The 18,577-nt window shown below is 69.9% G+C and carries 18 protein-coding genes and 1 pseudogene; 10 read left to right on the top strand and 9 right to left on the bottom strand.

Going from position 1 to position 18,577, the window contains the following annotated elements:
• The coding region (locus ACZ45T_RS38000) for a tetratricopeptide repeat protein (protein WP_468448856.1) at positions 1-1,919 on the bottom strand (1,919 nt) is incomplete at its 3' end.
• Positions 1,916-2,353: a hypothetical protein gene (locus ACZ45T_RS37995; protein WP_468448854.1), complete on the bottom strand. Its 438-nt coding sequence runs from the start codon at positions 2,351-2,353 to the stop codon at positions 1,916-1,918. The genes ACZ45T_RS38000 and ACZ45T_RS37995, both read right to left, overlap by 4 nt.
• Before the next feature lie 462 nt (positions 2,354-2,815).
• On the opposite strand from ACZ45T_RS37995, the gene ACZ45T_RS37990 reads away from it, so the two are divergent.
• Positions 2,816-3,673: an alpha/beta hydrolase family protein gene (locus tag ACZ45T_RS37990; protein ID WP_468448852.1), complete on the top strand. Its 858-nt coding sequence runs from the start codon at positions 2,816-2,818 to the stop codon at positions 3,671-3,673.
• A 302-nt stretch (positions 3,674-3,975) separates the two neighbouring features.
• Positions 3,976-4,329 (top strand): VOC family protein, encoded by a 354-nt coding sequence (locus ACZ45T_RS37985; RefSeq protein ID WP_468448858.1) that lies wholly within the window; start codon positions 3,976-3,978, stop codon positions 4,327-4,329.
• 24 nt (positions 4,330-4,353) lie between these two features.
• Here the strand turns inward: ACZ45T_RS37985 and ACZ45T_RS37980 are convergent.
• Positions 4,354-5,021: pseudogene (locus tag ACZ45T_RS37980) on the bottom strand (IS5 family transposase); the annotation flags it as partial.
• Between the two features lie 54 nt (positions 5,022-5,075).
• Between ACZ45T_RS37980 and ACZ45T_RS37975 the strand changes: the two are divergent.
• Complete coding sequence (locus tag ACZ45T_RS37975; protein WP_468448850.1) at positions 5,076-5,837, top strand: maleylpyruvate isomerase family mycothiol-dependent enzyme; 762 nt, start codon at positions 5,076-5,078, stop codon at positions 5,835-5,837.
• A gap of 4 nt (positions 5,838-5,841) precedes the next feature.
• Here the strand turns inward: ACZ45T_RS37975 and ACZ45T_RS37970 are convergent, their stop codons facing one another.
• Positions 5,842-5,967: a hypothetical protein gene (locus tag ACZ45T_RS37970; protein ID WP_468448849.1), complete on the bottom strand. Its 126-nt coding sequence runs from the start codon at positions 5,965-5,967 to the stop codon at positions 5,842-5,844.
• Between the two features lie 360 nt (positions 5,968-6,327).
• On the opposite strand from ACZ45T_RS37970, the gene ACZ45T_RS37965 reads away from it, so the two are divergent.
• A complete protein-coding gene (locus ACZ45T_RS37965) occupies positions 6,328-6,645 on the top strand; it encodes a hypothetical protein (protein ID WP_468448847.1) in 318 nt (105 codons plus the stop codon).
• Between the two features lie 114 nt (positions 6,646-6,759).
• Here the strand turns inward: ACZ45T_RS37965 and ACZ45T_RS37960 are convergent, their stop codons facing one another.
• A complete protein-coding gene (locus tag ACZ45T_RS37960; RefSeq protein ID WP_468448845.1) occupies positions 6,760-7,233 on the bottom strand; it encodes a hypothetical protein in 474 nt (157 codons plus the stop codon).
• Positions 7,230-8,780: a N,N-dimethylformamidase beta subunit family domain-containing protein gene (locus tag ACZ45T_RS37955; RefSeq protein WP_468448843.1), complete on the bottom strand. Its 1,551-nt coding sequence runs from the start codon at positions 8,778-8,780 to the stop codon at positions 7,230-7,232. Before ACZ45T_RS37955 ends, ACZ45T_RS37960 begins: the two co-directional genes overlap by 4 nt.
• A gap of 482 nt (positions 8,781-9,262) precedes the next feature.
• Here ACZ45T_RS37955 and ACZ45T_RS37950 point away from each other — a divergent pair, with 482 nt between their 5' ends.
• Positions 9,263-11,101 (top strand): FG-GAP-like repeat-containing protein, encoded by a 1,839-nt coding sequence (locus ACZ45T_RS37950; protein ID WP_468448841.1) that lies wholly within the window; start codon positions 9,263-9,265, stop codon positions 11,099-11,101.
• A gap of 134 nt (positions 11,102-11,235) precedes the next feature.
• On the opposite strand, the gene ACZ45T_RS37945 is transcribed toward ACZ45T_RS37950, so the two are convergent.
• Both ACZ45T_RS37945 and ACZ45T_RS37940 read right to left on the bottom strand, forming a co-directional pair.
• Entirely contained in the window at positions 11,236-12,081 is an 846-nt protein-coding gene (locus ACZ45T_RS37945; protein WP_468448839.1) for a hypothetical protein, read from the bottom strand.
• A 95-nt stretch (positions 12,082-12,176) separates the two neighbouring features.
• On the bottom strand, positions 12,177-12,392 hold the full coding sequence (locus ACZ45T_RS37940) for a DUF6243 family protein (protein WP_468448837.1): 216 nt from the start codon (positions 12,390-12,392) through the stop codon (positions 12,177-12,179).
• A gap of 719 nt (positions 12,393-13,111) precedes the next feature.
• Between ACZ45T_RS37940 and ACZ45T_RS37935 the strand changes: the two genes are divergently transcribed.
• The 5 genes from ACZ45T_RS37935 to ACZ45T_RS37915 all read left to right on the top strand — a co-directional run bounded on the left by ACZ45T_RS37935 (position 13,112) and on the right by ACZ45T_RS37915 (position 17,343).
• Entirely contained in the window at positions 13,112-13,624 is a 513-nt protein-coding gene (locus ACZ45T_RS37935) for an XRE family transcriptional regulator (protein ID WP_468448835.1), read from the top strand.
• A gap of 178 nt (positions 13,625-13,802) precedes the next feature.
• Positions 13,803-14,495 carry a hypothetical protein gene (locus ACZ45T_RS37930; RefSeq protein ID WP_468448832.1) on the top strand — a complete coding sequence of 231 codons (693 nt, stop codon included), beginning with the start codon at positions 13,803-13,805 and terminating at the stop codon, positions 14,493-14,495.
• The gene (locus ACZ45T_RS37925; RefSeq protein ID WP_468448830.1) at positions 14,492-15,667 is read left to right on the top strand and encodes an MAB_1171c family putative transporter; all 1,176 of its coding nucleotides are present in this window, start codon (positions 14,492-14,494) and stop codon (positions 15,665-15,667) included. The genes ACZ45T_RS37930 and ACZ45T_RS37925 overlap by 4 nt, the downstream gene beginning before the upstream one ends.
• Entirely contained in the window at positions 15,664-16,260 is a 597-nt protein-coding gene (locus ACZ45T_RS37920; protein WP_468448828.1) for a hypothetical protein, read from the top strand. Before ACZ45T_RS37925 ends, ACZ45T_RS37920 begins: the two co-directional genes overlap by 4 nt.
• A gap of 111 nt (positions 16,261-16,371) precedes the next feature.
• Positions 16,372-17,343, top strand: coding sequence for an XRE family transcriptional regulator (locus tag ACZ45T_RS37915; protein WP_468448826.1), 972 nt, complete (start codon positions 16,372-16,374; stop codon positions 17,341-17,343).
• A gap of 62 nt (positions 17,344-17,405) precedes the next feature.
• Here ACZ45T_RS37915 and ACZ45T_RS37910 read toward each other — a convergent pair whose 3' ends face one another.
• Positions 17,406-17,987 (bottom strand): CHAP domain-containing protein, encoded by a 582-nt coding sequence (locus ACZ45T_RS37910; RefSeq protein ID WP_468448824.1) that lies wholly within the window; start codon positions 17,985-17,987, stop codon positions 17,406-17,408.
• Positions 17,988-18,577: the final 590 nt, after the last annotated feature.

The raw sequence follows: 18,577 nt of genomic DNA, 5'->3' as shown, positions 1-18,577 counted from the left end.
TCGGCGCCCAGGGTCCGCGTACGGTCCGCCAGCACGGCCCGGTACTCCGACTCGGCCGCCTCCAGTTGTCCCCGCTGCCCGAGCACCCAGGCCAGATTGTGCCGGGTCCACAGTGTGTCGATGTGGTCGGTGCCGAGGATCTGCGAACGGCCTCGGAGTGCGGCCCGGTATTCCCTTTCGGCCTCGTCCAAGTGCCCCCGCAGGTCGAGTACGCGGGCCAGGGCGTGCCGGGTGCACAAGGTGTCGGGATGGTCGTCCGAAAGGACCCGGCGCTGGGTGTCGAGCAGGGCGCGGTACTCCGCATCGGCTGCTTCGGCGTCACCGTCCAGCTCCGTGAGCCGCGCGCGCTCGAAGCGCAGCCTCAGAGCGGTGTGGCCCTCGGGGGAAAGCGATGCCGAGACGGCCGTGGCCTGCTGGAGCGTACGTGCCGCAAGGGCGTACCGGCCTGCCTCGATGTCGTACTGCGCGACGGCGATGGCGGTGACAGTCAGGGTCTCCGCATCCGGGCCGCTGCCGTCCGGGAGGTCGAGCAAGAGGCGCACGTGGGGGGCGACGAGGCCCCAGAAGGGCCAATCGGCGGGGTTGCGGGGATCACGTCTGACGGCCGCATCGTGCAGGCCCTGGGCGATGACTGCGAGGTATTCACCGCGCCGCGGGTACACCTCGTCGAGCGTGCGGGTGACTTCGGCGACGAGCGGGTGCAGTGTGGCCGTGGGGCCGACCGAGGTCTCGTCCTGGGGGCTGGGGGCCCGGGTGGTGATCAGGCCGTGATCGGCGAGAGAGTTGACGGCTTGCTGAAGGCTGGCCCCCGGGCGCAGGTTGAACAGGGAGGAGGCCGCGAGGGCGCGCCGGGACAGCACCTCCGTGTAGCAGATGGGAGCTTCGGCGAAGTGGGCCAACAGCCGGAGCAGAGGCCGGGCGTGGGGACACCTCTGCCTGGCCAGGAGATCGAGAGTGACTTCCCACGTTGCGGTGGCCCGCCGGCGGGTCAGGTGCGATGGTTCACCTGTCCGGCCGTCCAGCAGTTCACCCAGGCGCTCGTCGAGCGTGATGCGGTATTCGTCGAACGTACGGGGGCATCGGGGCTCATCCGGCCAGGACGGGTTGCGGTCGGCGCGGGAGAGGTAGAGGCCCGCTTGATGGAGCAGCAGGGGCAGGTGGCCGAGCCGTTCCGCGAGCGCGGCGGCCCGGGCCTCGCTGCCGGCCGCGGGAGCGCGGTCGAGAAGAAGCTCTGTCGCCGCCTCGGGGGAAAGACAGTCCAGCGGGTGCAGGCGCACCCAGGCACCCCAGGCCTCGGGGTTGTGGTTGCGGCTGGTGATCAGCACCTGCCCTGCTCCCGAGGGGCAGCGGATCCAGCCGTCCCCGTCGCTCACCTGGCTCTCGTTGCACGCGAGTATCCCCAGGTCGTCGGCGTTGTCGACGATCAGCAACCAGGGTCCTCGCCGTTCGTCCAGCAGCCCCCAGACCAGATCCGGCGCGTCACCGGCCGGGCCCGACCAGGCCAATCCGAGCCGTTCCTCGCCGGCCCCCAACTGCACCGCCAGTGCGCGCACATGGGCGCCGAACGTGGTCGCGTCCACTGCGGACAGGTGCCACACCGCGACGCCGCGTGCACGCGCGTCTTCCGCGACGGCGAGAGCGACCGTGGTCTTGCCCGAGCCGCCGGCGCCGCACACCACCTGTACCGTCCCGGGAGCGGCGCCAAGCAGGGCGTCCATGACTTCCCGGCGGCCCCGCACCGGGTAGGCCAGTCTCTTGGGTGCGATCGACACCTGACCGGCCGAACCGAGTGCCTCGCTGTAGTTGTTGCCGAGAGCGTCGCTGTAGTTGTTGATGACGTGCAGCGTGTGGGCGGAGGCGTACGCGTCGCGGTCGGCTCCGACCCGGATGCTCGGCCGTGCCGGAGGCGGCGCGCTCATGGCGCGGCCCGGCCGTCGTGGTGATGTGTGACGGTCATGTCCTGCGCGGCGGTGTAGGCGTCTCTGCCGGCGCGGACTTCGAGGTGTACCTCCCCCACGTGCCGCTGGTGCCTCTCCGGCAATTGTGGCCGGACCTGTTCAATCGCCTCCCGCAGCTCGCGTGCGGCTTCGGGATGCTGCCGGAGAAAGTCCGCCAGCTGAAGTCGCCACCCGGGGACGAGTGCCTCTCGGGCCTCGTCCCGGCGGTCCTCGGCGGTGCGTTCCACCACCTCCGCCTGCGCCTCGAGCTGGCTCGCGATGATCTCCTGCCGGCCGTCCCGACCGAGCAGCCGGGCGAAGCCGGTACGTGCCGTCTGCCACGCGTCCGTGGCCATCGCCGCAACCAGTGCGGCGCCGCCTGCAGCCGCGAGCCCGGCGAGCGCGTCAGTCGTCATGAGTTCCCTCTCTCCGCGGTGGACAGGCCGGCGGGCGGCGTGGGGACGTGCTGGGCAACGGGGACGGCTCGCACGCCTACACGTCCCCGGTGCCGATTGCCCTCAAGGTGTGGGGTGGCGGCCGGACGCGACCGCCCCGGCAGGCCCCCGTATCCGGGCCCTTGGGCGTGTCGGCAGCTCTCTGGATCGGCCGCGCAGCATTCGGCACCGGCTCGCGGCCGTGCCCTCGTACCGTCCCGCGCTCACACGCGTCTCGACACCGGCTCCATAGCAGTCCACTATCCCACCAGGTCGTCACCATGCCCATACGACCAACTACTGAAAGCGAGGTACGCGGCGGGCCCCCGGATCGGCCGAGACCGCGGCCCGGACCACCCGCGGAAGCCCGTAAGCGACAAGGAACCAGGCCGAGTTGATGGCTGCTACTGTCCCGTCAGCCGGTCCGTACGCACAGGAGGTCGCATGCTCGACGGAGGAGATCCCGCGCCCGACCCGCTCGTGACGGACCCGTCCGGAGCTCTCCGGCCACCGGCCGCCACGATCCCCCTGCCCATCCGCAGCGCCGGTGAGAACCTGCTCGGGCTCCTCCACCTGCCGGCGGGACCCGGTCCGCACCCGGTCGTGGTGCTGCTGCACGGCTTCCCCGGCAACGAACGCAACTTCGACCTGGCGCAGGGGCTGCGCCGCGCCGGGTACGCGGCGATGGTCTTCCACTACCGGGGCTCCTGGGGTGTCGGCGGGACCTACGGGTGGCGGCACGTCCTGGAGGACAGCGCCCGGGTCGTCGCCGCTCTGCGCGAACCGGCAATGGCGTCCCATCACCGGCTGGACCCGGCCAGGATGGCGCTCGTCGGCCACAGCCTGGGCGGCTTCGCCGCTCTGATGACCGCGGCGGCGGACTCGCGGGTGCGCGCCGTAGCCTCGGTCGCGGGCTTCGACCTGGGTGCGGTCGCGGCGATCTGCGTCGCGAATCCGATGGCGCGGGCCGCGTACGTGGAGGCGTTCGCGAGAGAGCTGCTTCCGCTGCGAGGCGCCAGCGGCGAAACGCTGATGTCGGAGCTGGAGAGCGCCGGGTCCGAGTGGAGTCTGGCGCGGCTGGCGCCGCGGCTGGGCGAGCGGCCCGTACTCCTGATCGGCACGGGCCGGGATGACGTGACCCCTGTCCGGGTCCACCACGAACCCGTCGTCGCCGCGTACCAGGAGCACTGCCTTGCTCATCTCGAGCACCAAGTCTTCGCGACGGACCACTCCCTGTCGGACCATCGGGTGGCGTTGGCCAGGGCCGTGATCGACTTCCTTGACCGGCGTATGGCGGCGTAGCCGGGCGAGTCTTGGAAAGCCCGGGGGAAGCTGACCGGATGCACGGCTCTTCGCAGGCTGCGGACACTGCCCTCGTGGTCTACCCGAGCCCCGTCAGCGGTCCGCGAGCATCTGAAGCCCAGGCAGGTCTAGTGCTGTGGCCGGAAAGGTTTGCCGGGTCACGGCGTCCGGTGCGGTACATCGCAAGGCGGAGGGCCGCGGCTCGTACTGGACGTACCGGCGCGGTCCGACAACGCGGCGAGGTGCCGTGCCGGGGGCCGTGACCCGGTGAACCTTTCCGGCCACAGCACTAGGCTCGGCGGATGACCTTGGAATGGGAACAGGTGGTTGTTGACTCGGTAGATCCGCTGGCTTTGGGGCGGTGGTGGGCTGCGGCTCTTGGTTGGGTTGTGGTCCACTCCTCCGATGAGGAGTTCGAGATCCGCCCGGAGCCGGATCGCCTGCCAGGGTTGCTCTTCGGCCGGGATGATGGGAGCAAGACGGTGAAGAACCGACTCCATTTCGACTTGAGGCCTGGTGATCAGGTCGCCGAGGTGGCTCGTCTCGTGGCTCTTGGTGCACGGCGTGTTGATATTGGCCAGGGGGATCAGCCTTGGGTTGTTTTGACAGACCCCGAAGGTAACGAGTTCTGTGTCCTTGGCCGGCGACGCCAATAAGAGGAGCTGACACAATGCCTGGACTCGCCTGTAGGTGATCACACAGCAGGCGAGCTTCAGGAACGCCTCGTGGATGTCGTCGCGGATCTCCCAGCGGATCCGTAGCCGTCGGAAGCCGTGGATCCACGCGTTCGTCCGCTCGACTACCCAGCGGACCGAGCCCATGGCGGAGCCGTGCGGAACTCCGCGTCGGGCGATGACCGGCTTGATGCCGCGCTTCCACAGGAGCCGACGGTACTTGTCGAAGTCGTAGCCCCGGTCGGCGAACAACTGCCGCGGCCGGTGACGGGGGCGACCGGTCACTCCGCGGATCCGCGGGATCGCGTCGAGCAGGGGCAGCAGCTGGGTGATGTCGTGGCGGTTGCCACCGGTCAGGGTGATGGCGAGCGGGGTGCCGCCTGCGTCGGTGATGACGTGGTGCTTCGAGCCGGGCCGGGCACGGTCGACCGGGCTCGGCCCGGTTTTGGGCCGCCCCGACGGGCCTGGTGGTGGGAGCCGTCGATCACCGCCCGGGACCAGTCCAGCTTCCCGGCACGGTGCAGCTCGGTCAGCAGCACCTGGTGCAGCCGGTCCCACACCCCGGCCTCGTGCCAGTCCCGCAGTCGGCGCCAGCACGTCATCCCGGACCCGAAGCCGAGCTCCTGCAGCAGCCACTCCCACTGGATCCCGGTGTGCAGCACGAACAGGATGCCCACGGCCTGGAAAATAGGGTGCGGTCGGCTGAGCTGGGGTGATAGGTAAGCGATGTGACAGAGAGTCTTGAGTTTTCCGCCCTGCTGCAACTGATCGACGAGCGGTCGGCCGCGTTCCGGAGTGCGGTTGCCGCCGCGCCCAGCCTTGACGCGCCGGTGCCGTCCTGCCCCGAGTGGACGTTGTTCGATCTGGTGCAGCACCTGGGTACGGGCCAGCGCTGGTGGGCCGCGATCGTCGCCGCGGGCCCGGCCGAGGCTCCGCCGGCCAAGGATGCCGCGGAGGTGCCGCGCGAGCTCGAGGCGCTGCTGGCCTGGTACGCCGAGTCGAACGAGCTGCTGCTGAGTGCGCTGCGCGAGGCTGGCCCGGAGCGCGAGTGCTGGGCGTGGTGGGGCGCCGGCGTGTCGCCGGCGAATGCCTGGGGCGTTGCCCGGCGCCGGGTGCACGAGGTGCTGGTGCACACCTACGACGCCCAGCTCGCCGCAGGCGCCGTGCAGCCCATGCCGGCGGACGTCGCGATCGACGGCGTGGCCGAGTTTCTCGACACCTGCAACTCCACCCCGGCGGCCTGGCCGCACGAGGCCGCCACCATCCACTACCACGCCACCGAGGGCCGCTCCTGGCTCCTCGCGTTGGACGGCACCGGCGCCTGGCCCGCACCCCTCACGGACGACGCCGCGCCCGCCTCCGCTTCGGCCACGGGCACGGCCGAGCAGCTGCTCCTCTTCGTCTGGGGCCGCCTCACGCTGAGCGACCTGAAGATCGAGGGCGACCAGCAGGTGTTCGAGCAGCTGATCGCCTGGGAGCCCGAGGAGTAGCCAGTCAATACCGCCAGCGGACGGCCTTGATGACGTCCGCCTCGGTGAACATCGCGAACAGCTCCGCGTCCGCGCGGCGGACGGCCAGTACGGCCTCGTACAGCTCGGGTCCGGGCGCCTCCCGCAGCACTGCCGACTCAGCCAGGAAGGGGATATGGCTACGACCAGGCTTTTGCCAGGGCCCTTGAGGACGCGGGCGCCCGCGCGACAGTGCTGTGCGATTGGTGCGACCGCACCATCACACGGGGGGCCGGCCCCGTCGACCCAGCCCCGTGCAAGGGGCCATGGCCTGCCGAGGCCTGCCGGGCGAGTTGCCCATCGGCCGCGCTCTGAGTGGGTGTTCTGCGGGTGCTCGGCGGAGTTGTCGTGCTTGAGGGCGGTTGTCCGGTTCGGGGGTCGCCAGTCCGGGACCGGGCTGCGCAGGTGAGGAAGTCGACGCGGTCGATCCCCCGCGGCTGCCGGCCCCGGCGTCCCCGGCATGATGTCGAACATGCGCGAATCGGAACTGGACCTGCTCTCAGGGCTGTGGGAAGAGCACATGCGCGTGCCCTTCCCACCCGACATGCGCCGTCGAGAGATCGAAGGCGAAGACATGGTGTCCCTCGACGCAGCGATCGCAATCGGTGTCTCCTCGTCGCTGTCAGAACCCTTTGACGAGAAGCGCCGCGAAATCCTGCTCGTCTGCCTCGCGGCCGTCCAGAAGGTCCTGCCGTCGATCGATGACGCGGGCGGCGCGACCGAGTACTACGAGCGCCTGCGCGAGATGGCCGCGTTGGCAGTCGAAATCGGGAACGCCAACGCCGGCTAGCGTCGAGCGGTGCGCCACCCCGGGCCCCGGCGTCGTGCACAGCCCCACCCTGGTGGGTGGCGGCGTCGACGACGATGCGCCGCGACCCCCTTCCCGTCGGTCGACATGCCGCTTTCACATGCTGCGTCGTCCAGCGGGAGTACCGAAGAACCAGTGCTGTCCCTCCGGTGCGGGTGGCAAGGAGCCGGCGAGCAACTGCGCTATCGCTTCGCCCAGTTCGACCAGTGGGGCAGCAGCGACGTGATCGGCACCGCGCAGGTGAATGGTCAATCCGTCCAGGACATCCCAGTCGGCCACCTCGGCAGAGCTGACTCCACCGCGTGAGGTCAGACGTGAGCATGCCTCCTGGACCCAGGTCAACAGCTCCGCCCGCTGCTCGGTGTCGAGTTGGTCCAGTACCACCGCGAAGTCGCTCGCGAGCACGGCGTTGACGCGCATCTGCTGAATCAGTTCACTGCGCCAGGAGGGCTGATGGTCTTCGAGTGATTCCCCGGCAACGTGGATCGCCTCGGCGAAAAGGATCCCGAGAGCGACGTCGTAGGCCCAGAACCTCGCCTCGCCGAAGCAGACCGCCGTGGTGCTGCTCATTCGGTCTTCTCCTTGGCTGCTGTGTGAGTACCCGTCTGAGGGTCCAGCTTGCCGTCGCCGAGGGCAAATCCTTCCCCGTAGTGGGCGGCCAGATTGTCCTGGGCGGCCTTGGCCTGCCCGGCCGCCCTCCGCGCGAAGGCTTGGAGGACGTTGGCGGTGACCGTGCGTGTGAAGTGTCCGGCGCGGGCGTCCAGGCCGTGGTTGGCCTTGCCGCCGGCGGGTCCGCTCGCGTCGAGGGCCTCGACCCAGCGCATGGTGCCCGTGGCGAAGACCGCGGCACCTCCCGGCAGGGACAGGTAGGCCGTGTCCGCGTACGAGGGCCGGCCCTTGCGCACCACCGGCGAGTGCGCGAGGACCTCGATCGGCCGCGGCGTCGGAAAGGACAGGTTCACCCGGTCGTACTCGACCCCCACCAGGTGGGGGAAGGAGTCACCGGCCCGTGCCCCGGTGCCCGCCAGGAGCCAGTGGTCCGGGTGGGAGACGACATAGGGGGCGTCGACCGGATAGCCGTCGTAGATCACGCCGAGCAGTGAGCTCTCCGGGTCGGGAGCGGGCGCGCGCCGGAAGTCGTTCGTGGGCGCGGAGCCCTGCTGGAAGCCGGGGTCCTGGGCGTAGTCCTTCTTGTAGCAGACCACGATGCGGTCCGGCGCGACAGCGGAGGCCGCGAAGCGGATTCTCCGGTAGCAGCAGTTGGCGCCGAGCACGGCCAGGTTCATCCCCGCGTCGCGCGCCCGGGTCACGTGGCGGCGCTGCTCGGGACTCCAGTATTCGTCGTGGCCAGGCGAGACCATGGCGGCCGCCCCGTCCAGGACATGCGGATCGCGGGTCACGTCCAGGCCCGTCGTGTACGCCAGGGGAAGGCCCAGGCGCTCGGCGAGCGCGATCAGGGGCGCCTCGAACACGAGGAACTGGCCGGCGCCCTTTCTGTTGGCGTACGGGCGGTCGAAGGAGACTTGGAGGGACCGCGACCCGTTCTTGCCCGTCGAACCCTTGTAGAGGTCCGCGCCGCCCCACCGGTTGTACGCCTGCCACGTGGCCACCGCGTTGACCAGGACCGTACGGCCGACGGCCGAGGAGGACCGGATGGTGAGTGGCACGTAGCGCTGGGCCTGCCCGTCCCGGGTGTCCAGCCGCAGCAGGTAACAGCCTTCCGGCCACCCCGAGGTGTCCACCTGTGCCGTCGGCTCCCACACGGCGTGCGCCATCCGCGTGCCGGGATCGATCCTGGCCGGCGGTTGGCGGACACCCGGCAGGGCGGCCGACTTCCAGACCAGACGGGCTCTGGCGCCGCCGTACCAGCCCATCCGGTACGCGGAGACGGTGTAGAACGCCGATGTCGTCGAGACCCGCAACCCGAACGACTCACCGGGGCAGACGCTGACCCGGTCGGCGAACCCCTCGACCGCACGCGCCGGCCCGGCGCGGGTGATCCGCCAATCGGGGGAGCCGGGCAGCGCGTTCTCAGCCTTCACGTCGAGCCCGCGCCCCCTCTGGACGCGGCCTGCGGCGTCCTCGGGGCCGGCCGCGGCAACCGCGGCCGTCGCCACACCGGCAGGCCATGAAGCGAGCGCGGCAGCGGCAAACCCCAGAAACAGCCGGCGCCCAGGCCCCTTCCGGCATTCCCCCGCCTCGTCCGGCACCCCAGTCTCGTCCGGCACCCCCGTCTGCTCCACCACATCACCCCGAAAATCCGAAACGCATGGGAAACCCGTTCTAGCCCATGACACCCGCCACTCCCCTGCGCGCCACGAACCAAGCGGCCCCCGAGCAGGGCTGCGAGTGGCGCGGCCTTCGGACGTGCGGGCAGCTCATGGCCTTCGGCCAGGGCCGGTCGAGGCCCTCCACCGCGACCACCGCAGGCGGGGGGTGCCATCGGCGGTCGCCCTGGTGGCCGCCCGTATGCTGACCAAGATCCGGGAGCAGGCCGCACGATCGGCCTCCCGGAGGGCCGCCTCGAGCCTCCCGTCATGCCGGCAGGCTCCGGGGGCGGTCCGGAACCATCTGGGGAGGGGTTTTGAGAGGTTTTGCCATGCCGAGAAAATGGCGTGGGGCCACCGGGCTTGTCACTGTCGTGGCCGCCGCCGCGTCCCTGCTGACGGCGGGACCGTCACAGGCCGAGGAGGCCGTGGCGCCGCCGACGGCGGGTGAGCTGCGGGTGATCACGTGGAACATCTGCGGTGAGGCGGGTGGCCTCAGAGGGGAAACGCTGGGCTACTGCCCGCACCGCAACGAACCGGCGCAGAAGATGAAGGCGGTCGCCGGGCTCGCCGCGAAGCACCACGCCGACGTGGTGATGCTGCAGGAGGCCTGCGGTTACACGGACCGGACGCCGGAGGCGGCCAAGGCCCGGAGCCACCAGAAGCTGCTGGAGAACGAACTCCCGGGCTGGAAGATCGTGCACGCGGTCGGCGACCGCGGAGCGAGGGGCAACGGGATCCTTCCCACCAACTGCCGTACCGACTTCCTCGGCGGCGACATCGGCGTGCTGATCGCGGTCAAGGGCAACGTGCCCGACATGGCCGTACAGTCGTTCGAGACGGCGCCGGTGACGCTCACGGCGGCGGACTTCGCGTCGCTCCCCGCACCCAAGCAGCCGAGTGCCGAGAAGATCGCAGCGCTGTCCGGCCGCAAGAAGCCCGCGCTCTGCGTCCGGAAGGAGGGCTGGCCGGACAGGATCTGCACCACGCACCTCTTCGCCGGGACCGAGGACTCGGCCGAAGGCGTCGTCCGCGGCATGCAGTCCCAGGAGATCAGGACGCGGCTCGGGTCGGAGTTCACCTCCGGCCTGATCCTCGGCGGGGACCTCAACGCCAAGGAGACGGACGCTTCCCTGGCGCCGCTCGCCGAAGGTCTCGCGCGCTACGCGAACGACGAGTACACCCACCAGGGCTGGGTCGACGCGGACTCGCCGGTCACCCACCGCTACGACCACGTCTTCACCAGCAAGCGGAACCGGTTCACCTCCGTCGAGGTCGACCACTCCCTGATGGACCTGACGAACCCCTACCTGGAGCCGGAGCCGGCGGGCGTCTTCTCGGACCACGCACCCGTGATCACCACCGTGCGCCGGGTGCCCGGCGACCTGAACGGTGACGCCCGGCCCGACCTCCTCGGCGTCGACGGCAACAACCAGTTGCGCCTGTATCCGGGCGACGGCCGCGGCGGTCTGGGTGCCTCCACCGTCATCGGGCAGTCCAACTGGGCCGGCACCTCGGTGACGCACCGCGGGGACTGGACCGGCGACGGCGCGGAGGACATAGTGGCCCGCGTCGGCGGCGAGCTGCGGCTCTTCCCGAACCTGGGCGACGGCAGGATCTCCGGCCACACCGTACTGGCGACCGGGCTGCCGACCAGCGCGAAGATCGTCGGAGTCGGTGACGTCACCGGCGACGGCTTCCCCGACCTCGTCGCCCAGTACGCCGACACGCTGTACCGCTACGACGGGGTCCCCGGTACGCCTGTCTCCGTGAAGCCTCCCGTCAGCCTGGGCACCGGAGGCTGGGACGGGATGACGCTGACCGCGCCCGGTGACGCCGACGGGGACGGCCGGGGCGACCTGCTGGCCCGCAAGAAGTCCGACGGCAAGCTGTGGCTGTACCACGGCCGTGACGGCGGCAGCTTCGGCAGCACCGGCACCCGCACACTGTTCGGCACCGGGTACTACGAGAGCACCCGCCCCCGGATCGCGGGAGCCGCCGACGCCGATGGCGACGGCACCGCCGACATGTGGGCGACCACCCAGGACGGTCGCCTCCTCTTCTACCCGGGCGGAACCGACGCCTTGGGCAACCCGGTCGACCTCGCCCCCGGCACCTCCCCGGTCGAGGTGGCGGCCGCCGGCTGGTCCGGCTCCGGCTCCCTCGGCTGAGGGAGCACGAACCGAACGGGGCCCGGAGGCGATCCTCCGGGCCCCGCCCGACCGCCGCGCGTCACTGGCCGCAGACTGGCTGCAGACTGGCTGCAGCCACACGCTCTTGAACGGCTGCGCGAGGAGGCGGAAGGTCAGCCCATCGGTTGCCGGGACTCGGCACGCACCTTGAGGGTGGTCTCGGCGATCTTGGCGAGGTCGACGGACCCGGGCTTCTGCTGCGCGATCTCCGGGGTGAAGACGCCGACCGAGGCGCCGGTGTTCTCGTCCGCCCAGGCGCACATCGGCAGGGTGCTCTCGACACCGCCCTGCCTCGCGGTCAACACCTGGCAGGACAGGGTGATGTCGGAGCCGGCGGGCCTGATGTCCCTGGCGGGGACCGCAAGGGACGCACCTTCAGCGTCCGCCGCGCCGTCCAGCATCTTCTCGCGGGCGCCCTCGGGGTCCTTGAACTGGCCGTACATCCCGGAGATGACCAGGGCGCTCACGCCCTTCGAAGACTCGGAGGTGTACTGGCCGACAACCGGCTTCGGATTGCGGATCTTCGAGTCGTAACTGCCCTTCAGGGCTTCCTTGCCCTCGGTGTCCGACAGGTCCTGGACCAGCTCGTACTTGCCGTCCAGCATGGTCTTGGGAACGGTGAGCCGGTACTTGGCCTCGGGGAAACCGGCTCCGCTCGCCACGGATCCGGCCTCGGTCAGCAGGTTCACCCCGAATCCGAGGGCGCCGAGCGCCACCAGCGAGGCCGCGACGATCCCGATCACCATGCCCGTCCGGTTCTTGCGCGGCGGGCCCATCGGGGGCTGCCCCCAGGCTCCTTGGCCGGGGTAGGGCTGCTGCGGGTAGGGCTGCCCCGGGTACGGCTGCTGGTGCGGGTGGGGCGAGGACTGCGGGGCGTACTGCTGTCCACCGTACGGATTCGGGGGCTGCGGGGGCCCGTACGGGCCGGGGGGCTGCTGGGGCGGCGGCGGCATGCTCATGCCCGAACGCTACTTCAGCCCTGCGTACGGCAGCCGACGGGCCGCAGTTGGGCGAAAGAGTGCCCCGTGCGGTGCCGCCCTGCGGCGGCGGTGCGTCAGCTCCGCGCGGTGTCGTCGCCCGCCTGGCCGGTGCCCTCGGCTGCGCCTGCCTTCTCGCGCATCTTGCGCACCAGCTCAGCCTTCTGGTCGGCTGCACCCTGGCGGTCGAGGTTGCGGTGCGGACCGTTGTTCTGCCGTTCGGCGCGGGACAACCTCTTGCGCTGGCCGCCGCCCTGGCCCACGGGGTTGTTGATGTTCTTGCTCACGGTCACGGGTTCTCCCGGTAATGATGTGAAGTGATCTACGGATTCATCGGTGGGGGACGGGCGGCGACGTCGAAGGACGTCAGCACGGGCCCGTCACGCTCTCACTCGTAAATCGGCGTCTGGAAGAACATGACAAAGACGTTACCCGGTTCCGTCGGCCCCGCACACCAACCTTCTCGCCGCCCCGGCGTCGGCCGGGCCTTCGGCGAGCACCCGGGGCGTTGTGAGTGGTCGTGAGCACACTGACGGCACGAGAGATCGTCTCACTTGCGCCCCGCCGTTACGGGGACAGCCTTTGGTCAGCCGGGGCGTCGATGGAGGGTGTGTGTCCCGTTGTTCGGGGGGAATCTGGTTCCCCCCGAACAGCGGCCCTACTGAAGAGGTCTGATGCTGAAACAGCATCGCTACCCCTTCCCCCGTTTCCTTCTGGCCCAGCAGGTTCGGCACTCAGCCAGCTAGACATGAAATGTCGAGCGGCCCAGCACCAACTCATCTAGTGGGCTAGATGGCTGGATGAACATACGTCGACCTACGGGTGCCCTGTCAAGCGGCTGCGGGACGATCGGGCGGCGACGTGGCGTGAGTCACATTCACGGAGGTTCGCTAGCGAGTTAGACGCGCTTCGTTGGACTGTGTGGCGAGATCCATCTAGGTGGATAGACAATGAGGGTGGTGGTTCAGCGGTGAACTACGAGATCCAGCAGTAGACAGGAGCAGTGACGGCGATGGGTGAGGGAACCCCCACCGGCCGGCGAGACACCATGGGCGACCGCCTCGGCTTCTTGATCGAGACGATCCACCCGGCGGGCCGCGGGCCGTACTCGTACCAAGAGATCGCCGACGGCACGAGGCAGCTGCCCGGCCCCTCCGTCTCGCACGGCACGGTCCAGACCATCCGCTTGAACAACAATCCGAACCCCGGTATCGACTCGATCCGCGCGATCGCCAACTTCTTCGGCGTCACCGTCGGATACCTCGCTGACGGCGAGAACGCCGAAGCGATCGAGCAGCGGATCGAGGAGAGGATCACGCGGCTCCGCGAGGAGATGAGCAAGGCCGCAGCGGCTGACGAGTTCGCCCAGGTCCTGGAGGACGAGGACGTCAAAGCTGCTGCCTTCCGCCTCAGTGGACTGTCCGCCGGCTCCATGAGGTCCGTCACCGGCCTGATCAAGCAGCTCCGGAAGGCCGAAGGACTTCCGGATGTGAAGCCCCGCCGTCGCCGTCGCAAGGAATCGTGAGACGCGAATCAGCCACACGACCCGGCACAAACAAGGTGTTTCGGTCTGCCGATACGCCCTTTTCGGCCGCCCGTGGTGATTCCGGTTACTCTCAGAACGATCGGGAGTGCGAAATAGGCCAACGGCACGGAGCGGTTGAGCTCCACGCCCGGAGAGCCGGCGGACAGGGAGGGCGACCATGCGGTGGTGGAAGCGCGCTGATGCGAAGTGCGCCGCCGTTGCAGACCGACTCGTCATCCCCCAGCCGTTCGACCTTGACGCCTTCTGCGAAGGCATAGCCGAGCAGCGTGGCCGGCCACTGATCCTGCTGCCTCTCGACGGGCCTCCCGATCCGGCCCTGCCGTGCGGGATCTGGCTCGGCCTGGAGGTCGCCGACCTCGTCTTCTACGACGCGGTCGCAGCCGAGATCCTCAAGGTGCAGATCGTCCTCCACGAGATCTCCCACATGCTGCTCGGTCATGTCGCCCCCGAGCTCGACATGTCGGAGAAGCCGTCGGAGCACGAGATCGCTCGCGCCTCCGAGCACTTCCAGCGCCTGCTGACGCGTACGCAGGGGGCCGTATCCGGCCTTGATCGCCCTGATCTTCCCGTGGCCTCGATCATCCGCGCCGAGGCGGCCCGGATCAGGAGCGTGGCCCGCCTGACCGAATCGATCGACGAGGAACTCGGCCTCGACATCGACCGCCTGGCGCACCTCATGGGGCGGAGCAAGTTCGCGAGCCCGCAGGAGCGACAGGCGGAGACCCTCGCCACCCTCATCCACGAGCGGGCCGGCCGCTACACGACGCAGTCGACCTCCAGCGAGGCCGAGGACCGTCTTATGCGCCTCCATGACGCCCTCGGGCACCCCGTTCGAAACACCTGGTCGTGAAGTTGAAATACCTTGAGATCGCCGTCTTGATCATGCTCTGGGCGGTGACGGTCTGGCGCGTCCCCTCGGCCGTTCGAACCGCCAAGCAGAGGGCCTTGTGGGCAGCCTTCGCCGCCCTGACCCTCTCCATGACGCTGCGCCTTCCCGGGGTGATGCACGGCCTGGACAACTGGGCGGGGGTCAACAACCTGTCCACCCTCATCAAGCACTGGCTGGGCGTGATCGCGGCCGGTGCCGTCGTCGACTTCGTCGTGGCCATCGCCAGGCCGGAGACCGGCCGTCGGCTGCGAGCCCGCCATTACGTCGCCCTCACGGCGATGGCGGTCATGGCGGTGCTCTTCGCCTTCTTCGTCCCACGTCCCCACGAAGTGACCGACTTCTACGAGGAGAACGTCGGCAACGGCTGGGCCACGGCCTACTACCTCGTCTTCGTCGTCTACCTCGGCATCGCCATGGCCAACGCCACCTGGCTCTTCTGGGGCAGCGCACGCCACGCCAGCGCCCGCTGGCTCCGCACGGGCGTACGCCTCATGGGCATCGGAACCGCCGTAGGCGTCCTCTACACCCTGCTGCGCTCCGGATACATGACGAGCCGCCTCGCAGGCTTGGCGGACGGCTCCAGCGACACCGCAGTCGACAACGCCACCGACGCCCTGAAGTACATCGCGATCGGCTCCATCCTGGTCGGAAGCAGCATCCCCGCGTTCGGCGTTGCCTGGCGCACCATCCAGGACGGCCGGCACCACCGCCGGCTCCAGCCCCTCTGGCAGGACCTGACCGCGGTCACCCCCGATATCGTCCTCAAGACCGGACTCCTTCGCAGCCCGCGCCTCCGGCTGTACCGGCGAGTGATCGAGATCCGCGACGCTGCCCTGGCACTCGACCCTTACGCCACCGGCGAGCTGCGCGAGCGTGCGCAGACCGCCGCGAGGCAGGCAGGATTCGCCCCGGCGACGAGCCCAGCGGCTGAGGCGCTCTGGATGCGAGCAGCGCGCGAAGCCAAGGCCCGCGGCGCCTCGCCGGCCGGCAGCGCGCGGGAGCCGGGCAGCGACGGAATCGACGACCTCGACTTCACCACCGAGGTCGAGAGGCTCATCCAGCTCGCCCAGGTCTACCACTCCCCCGTGGCTGACGATTTCCTCAACACGATCCGACAGGAGTCCACGGCGTGACGACCACGATCACCCGGCCCAACGAGTCCCGGGCCGCACGCCTGATCACCGATGGGCTCGATCCCAAGACGTGGATCATCGCCGACACCATCCTCATCGGCTGGCACACCAGCCGCTTCGCCGGGATCGGATGGGGCCTCCTCGGCTGCCTGTTCGCCGCGGTCATCCCGCTGGCCTTCATCAAGTACGGCATCCGCCGCGGCCGCTGGGCCGACCGGCACGTCGGCCAGAGGCAGCAGCGCATCGTCGTGATGACCTTCATCATCGCCTCGGTCGCCACCGGCATCCTGCTGCTGTGGTCCTTCAGCGCCCCCCGGACGATCATCGCGCTGATCGCGGCCATGCTGGTCACACTCGCCGCCCTCCTCGCCGTGACCCCTGCCTGGAAGATCAGCGTGCACGCAGCCGTGTCCTCCGGAAGCGTGGCCATGCTCGCCATGACCTACGGGCCCTGGGTGCTCCTTGCCTATCCCCTGGTCGCCGTCGTCGGCTGGTCCCGGGTAGAGCTGAAGGACCACACCCTTGCCCAGGTTCTTGCAGGCGCTGCGGTGGGCGGGGCCGTCGCGGCCAGTACCTTCGCGTTGGTCCGGTAGTCAGGAGGCCATTCGGGCCCTCTTCGCGCGCGGCACGACGACTCCAGGATGTCGTCCGGTCGGCCGACGAACGCGTTGTCTGCCCTCGTTCTGTGGACTACTCATGGTCGGATGGATGAGAGCGAGTTACAGCCTGGCGACATACGCGGCGTCGAAGAGTTCACGGCGGCGCTGCGAGCGCTCAAGGCCCGGTCCGGCCTGACCCTGCGGCAGTTGGAGAGCCGGGCAGTGGCCCGAGGTGACGTCCTGCCCCGCAGCACCGTCGCCGACCTCCTGCGCAGGAGCACCTTGCCCCGCCGCGAGACGGTTGCCGCGTTCGTCCGCGCCTGCGGTGAGGAGGACAGATCGGCGGAGTGGATGGGGGTCTGGGAGCTCCTGGCGAGCGGGGACGCTCCGGTGGATCCCGGTGGCCGCGGCGCAGAGGAGCAGTCGCCGCCGGCGAGAGCAGGGCACCGGAGGCGACGGCGACCCGTGATCGTGGTGGCCGCCGTGGCGTTGGCGGGAGCCCTCACGGCGGGTGTTCTGCTGAGCGGCGATCTGACGGCCCCGGGCTCACGCGGGGCGGGTACCTCGGCGAACCGCCGCGCTGCGCTCCTCCCCGTGGTCTCCGCCGGGAGCTGGGCCCGCATCCACCCCGCGCAGACCCCGGAGCTGTGCCTCACGGCGGGGAAGGAACGCTCCGGGCGGTACCGATCCGAGGTGGCGGTCCAGCGCTCCTGCACGGACCCCGGTCCGCGCTCGTTCCTCCAGCCCGACGGTGACGATCTGGCCAACATCAAGTGGGAGCATCCGACGGACAAGGGAATGGGCTGTCTGACCATCCTCGACAGCGGCCCCGCCAAAGGGCTGGTCGAGCCGCAGGGCAACTGCCTCGCCGACAAGGACGCACAGTTCTTCCGGATCGAGCGCTTCGGCACCACCGCGGAGGGCTACCGGCTGCGGCGCGCACACACCGAGTTCTGCCTGGGCATCCTTGACGGTGAGACGATCGCCGGGGCCGAGGCCGTCCAACAGCCCTGTGGTGACCGACCCGCCCAACGCTTCCTGATCGACCTGCTCCCTGAGGCCGCCGTCCCGGGCTGACGGCAGGTCCGCGACCAGGCGGCCCGCCGCCCCGAGAAGGGCGGCGGGCCACCGGCGTGAGGTCAGCGGGCCACGGGGGTGACGTAACCGCTGATCCTCTGCTGCGGGTTGGCCCAGGTGCCGACCTTGTAGGAGTCCCACTTGCGGCGGCTCACATTGCCGGGCTCGGGGCCCTGGTTGCCGCCCACCACAGTGATGGTTGAGCCGGAGATGGCCACCACGATGGCCACGTGGTCGTCGCCGGTTGTCGAGGTGTGCAGGTTGTAGAGGATCGCATCGCCGACCTTCGGGGTCGAGTGCATCGGACCGTACTTGGTGAAGCTGGAGGCGAGGTCGCCGAGCTGGCTCATCCTGCCGCCCACGCCGTTCTTCCACCACACCCAGCCGACGAAGTCGGCGCACCAGGGGTGCGCTTCGGTGTGGTTGGGGCCGCAGCTGCCGGTCTGGGCGGTGCCCCGGCCCCAGTAGCTGCCCTTGTTGTTCAGGCCGCACGCGCGCGCACCGATCTGTCCCTTGGCGGTGGTGGCGATGTTCTCCCCTAATGAGGCGGCCTGGGCGTTGCCGGCGCCTGTAACGGCTAACCCGGTACCGGCGAGCAGGGTGATCGCGACGCCCCTGGCCGCGAGGGAAGTGAGTTTGGGCATGGCTGACTCCATGGTCGAGTGCCGTGGTTCACACGGCTGTTCGCTGGGATGGCAGAACTCTCGACGGGGCAGCCTGGCGCGGCCAAGTCTTCCTGCTGTCCGGGACTGTCCGGACCTGTCCGACCCGCTGTCCGTGCAGCTCAGCGGATACCGGCGCATGGGCACGACCGGATGCCGGACCGGAGGCAAGCTGCGGCCCGGGGGCGGGGTGCGGGGGCGGGGCGGGGTACGGGTGCCCGCTCTAGAGCGGGCGGCGGTGCCCGCGGGGCGGGCTCTCGCCGGTGCGCGCGGCCGGGACCTCGGCAGCGGGCCGAAGCTGGGTGACCGGTAGCAGAGCTACCGAAGCGTCATTGCCACGGCGCAAATGATCGGCCGGGCAAGACCTAGTGCTGTGGCCGGAAAGGTTTGCCGGGGCGCGGCGTCCGGTGCCATGGGGCCTCGCCAGGCCCGCAGGGCCTAGGCCGTCTCTTTCGGATCTTTCCTGGCCCGCGCTGTCTGGCACCGCACCTCGCCGCGTTGTCGGGGCGCCCGAGTACAGCCCGTACCCGAGGGCACCCCCCCCTTCGGGTGAACGGGAAAAAAAAAAAAAG

This window comes from Streptomyces sp. NPDC030995 (assembly GCF_055571215.1).
This window is presented reverse-complemented; position numbering and strand designations above follow the sequence as displayed.

Excerpts from the sequence above, each read along its gene's own strand:
- ACZ45T_RS37995 (WP_468448854.1), bottom strand. The coding sequence starts at position 2,353 with ATGACGACTGACGCGCTCGCCGGGCTCGCGGCTGCAGGCGGCGCCGCA.
- ACZ45T_RS37990 (WP_468448852.1), top strand. The coding sequence starts at position 2,816 with ATGCTCGACGGAGGAGATCCCGCGCCCGACCCGCTCGTGACGGACCCG.
- ACZ45T_RS37985 (WP_468448858.1), top strand. The coding sequence starts at position 3,976 with ATGACCTTGGAATGGGAACAGGTGGTTGTTGACTCGGTAGATCCGCTG.
- ACZ45T_RS37965 (WP_468448847.1), top strand. The coding sequence starts at position 6,328 with ATGCGCGAATCGGAACTGGACCTGCTCTCAGGGCTGTGGGAAGAGCAC.
- ACZ45T_RS37960 (WP_468448845.1), bottom strand. The coding sequence starts at position 7,233 with ATGAGCAGCACCACGGCGGTCTGCTTCGGCGAGGCGAGGTTCTGGGCC.
- ACZ45T_RS37950 (WP_468448841.1), top strand. The coding sequence starts at position 9,263 with ATGCCGAGAAAATGGCGTGGGGCCACCGGGCTTGTCACTGTCGTGGCC.
- ACZ45T_RS37945 (WP_468448839.1), bottom strand. The coding sequence starts at position 12,081 with ATGAGCATGCCGCCGCCGCCCCAGCAGCCCCCCGGCCCGTACGGGCCC.
- ACZ45T_RS37935 (WP_468448835.1), top strand. The coding sequence starts at position 13,112 with ATGGGTGAGGGAACCCCCACCGGCCGGCGAGACACCATGGGCGACCGC.
- ACZ45T_RS37930 (WP_468448832.1), top strand. The coding sequence starts at position 13,803 with ATGCGGTGGTGGAAGCGCGCTGATGCGAAGTGCGCCGCCGTTGCAGAC.
- ACZ45T_RS37915 (WP_468448826.1), top strand. The coding sequence starts at position 16,372 with ATGGATGAGAGCGAGTTACAGCCTGGCGACATACGCGGCGTCGAAGAG.
- ACZ45T_RS37910 (WP_468448824.1), bottom strand. The coding sequence starts at position 17,987 with ATGCCCAAACTCACTTCCCTCGCGGCCAGGGGCGTCGCGATCACCCTG.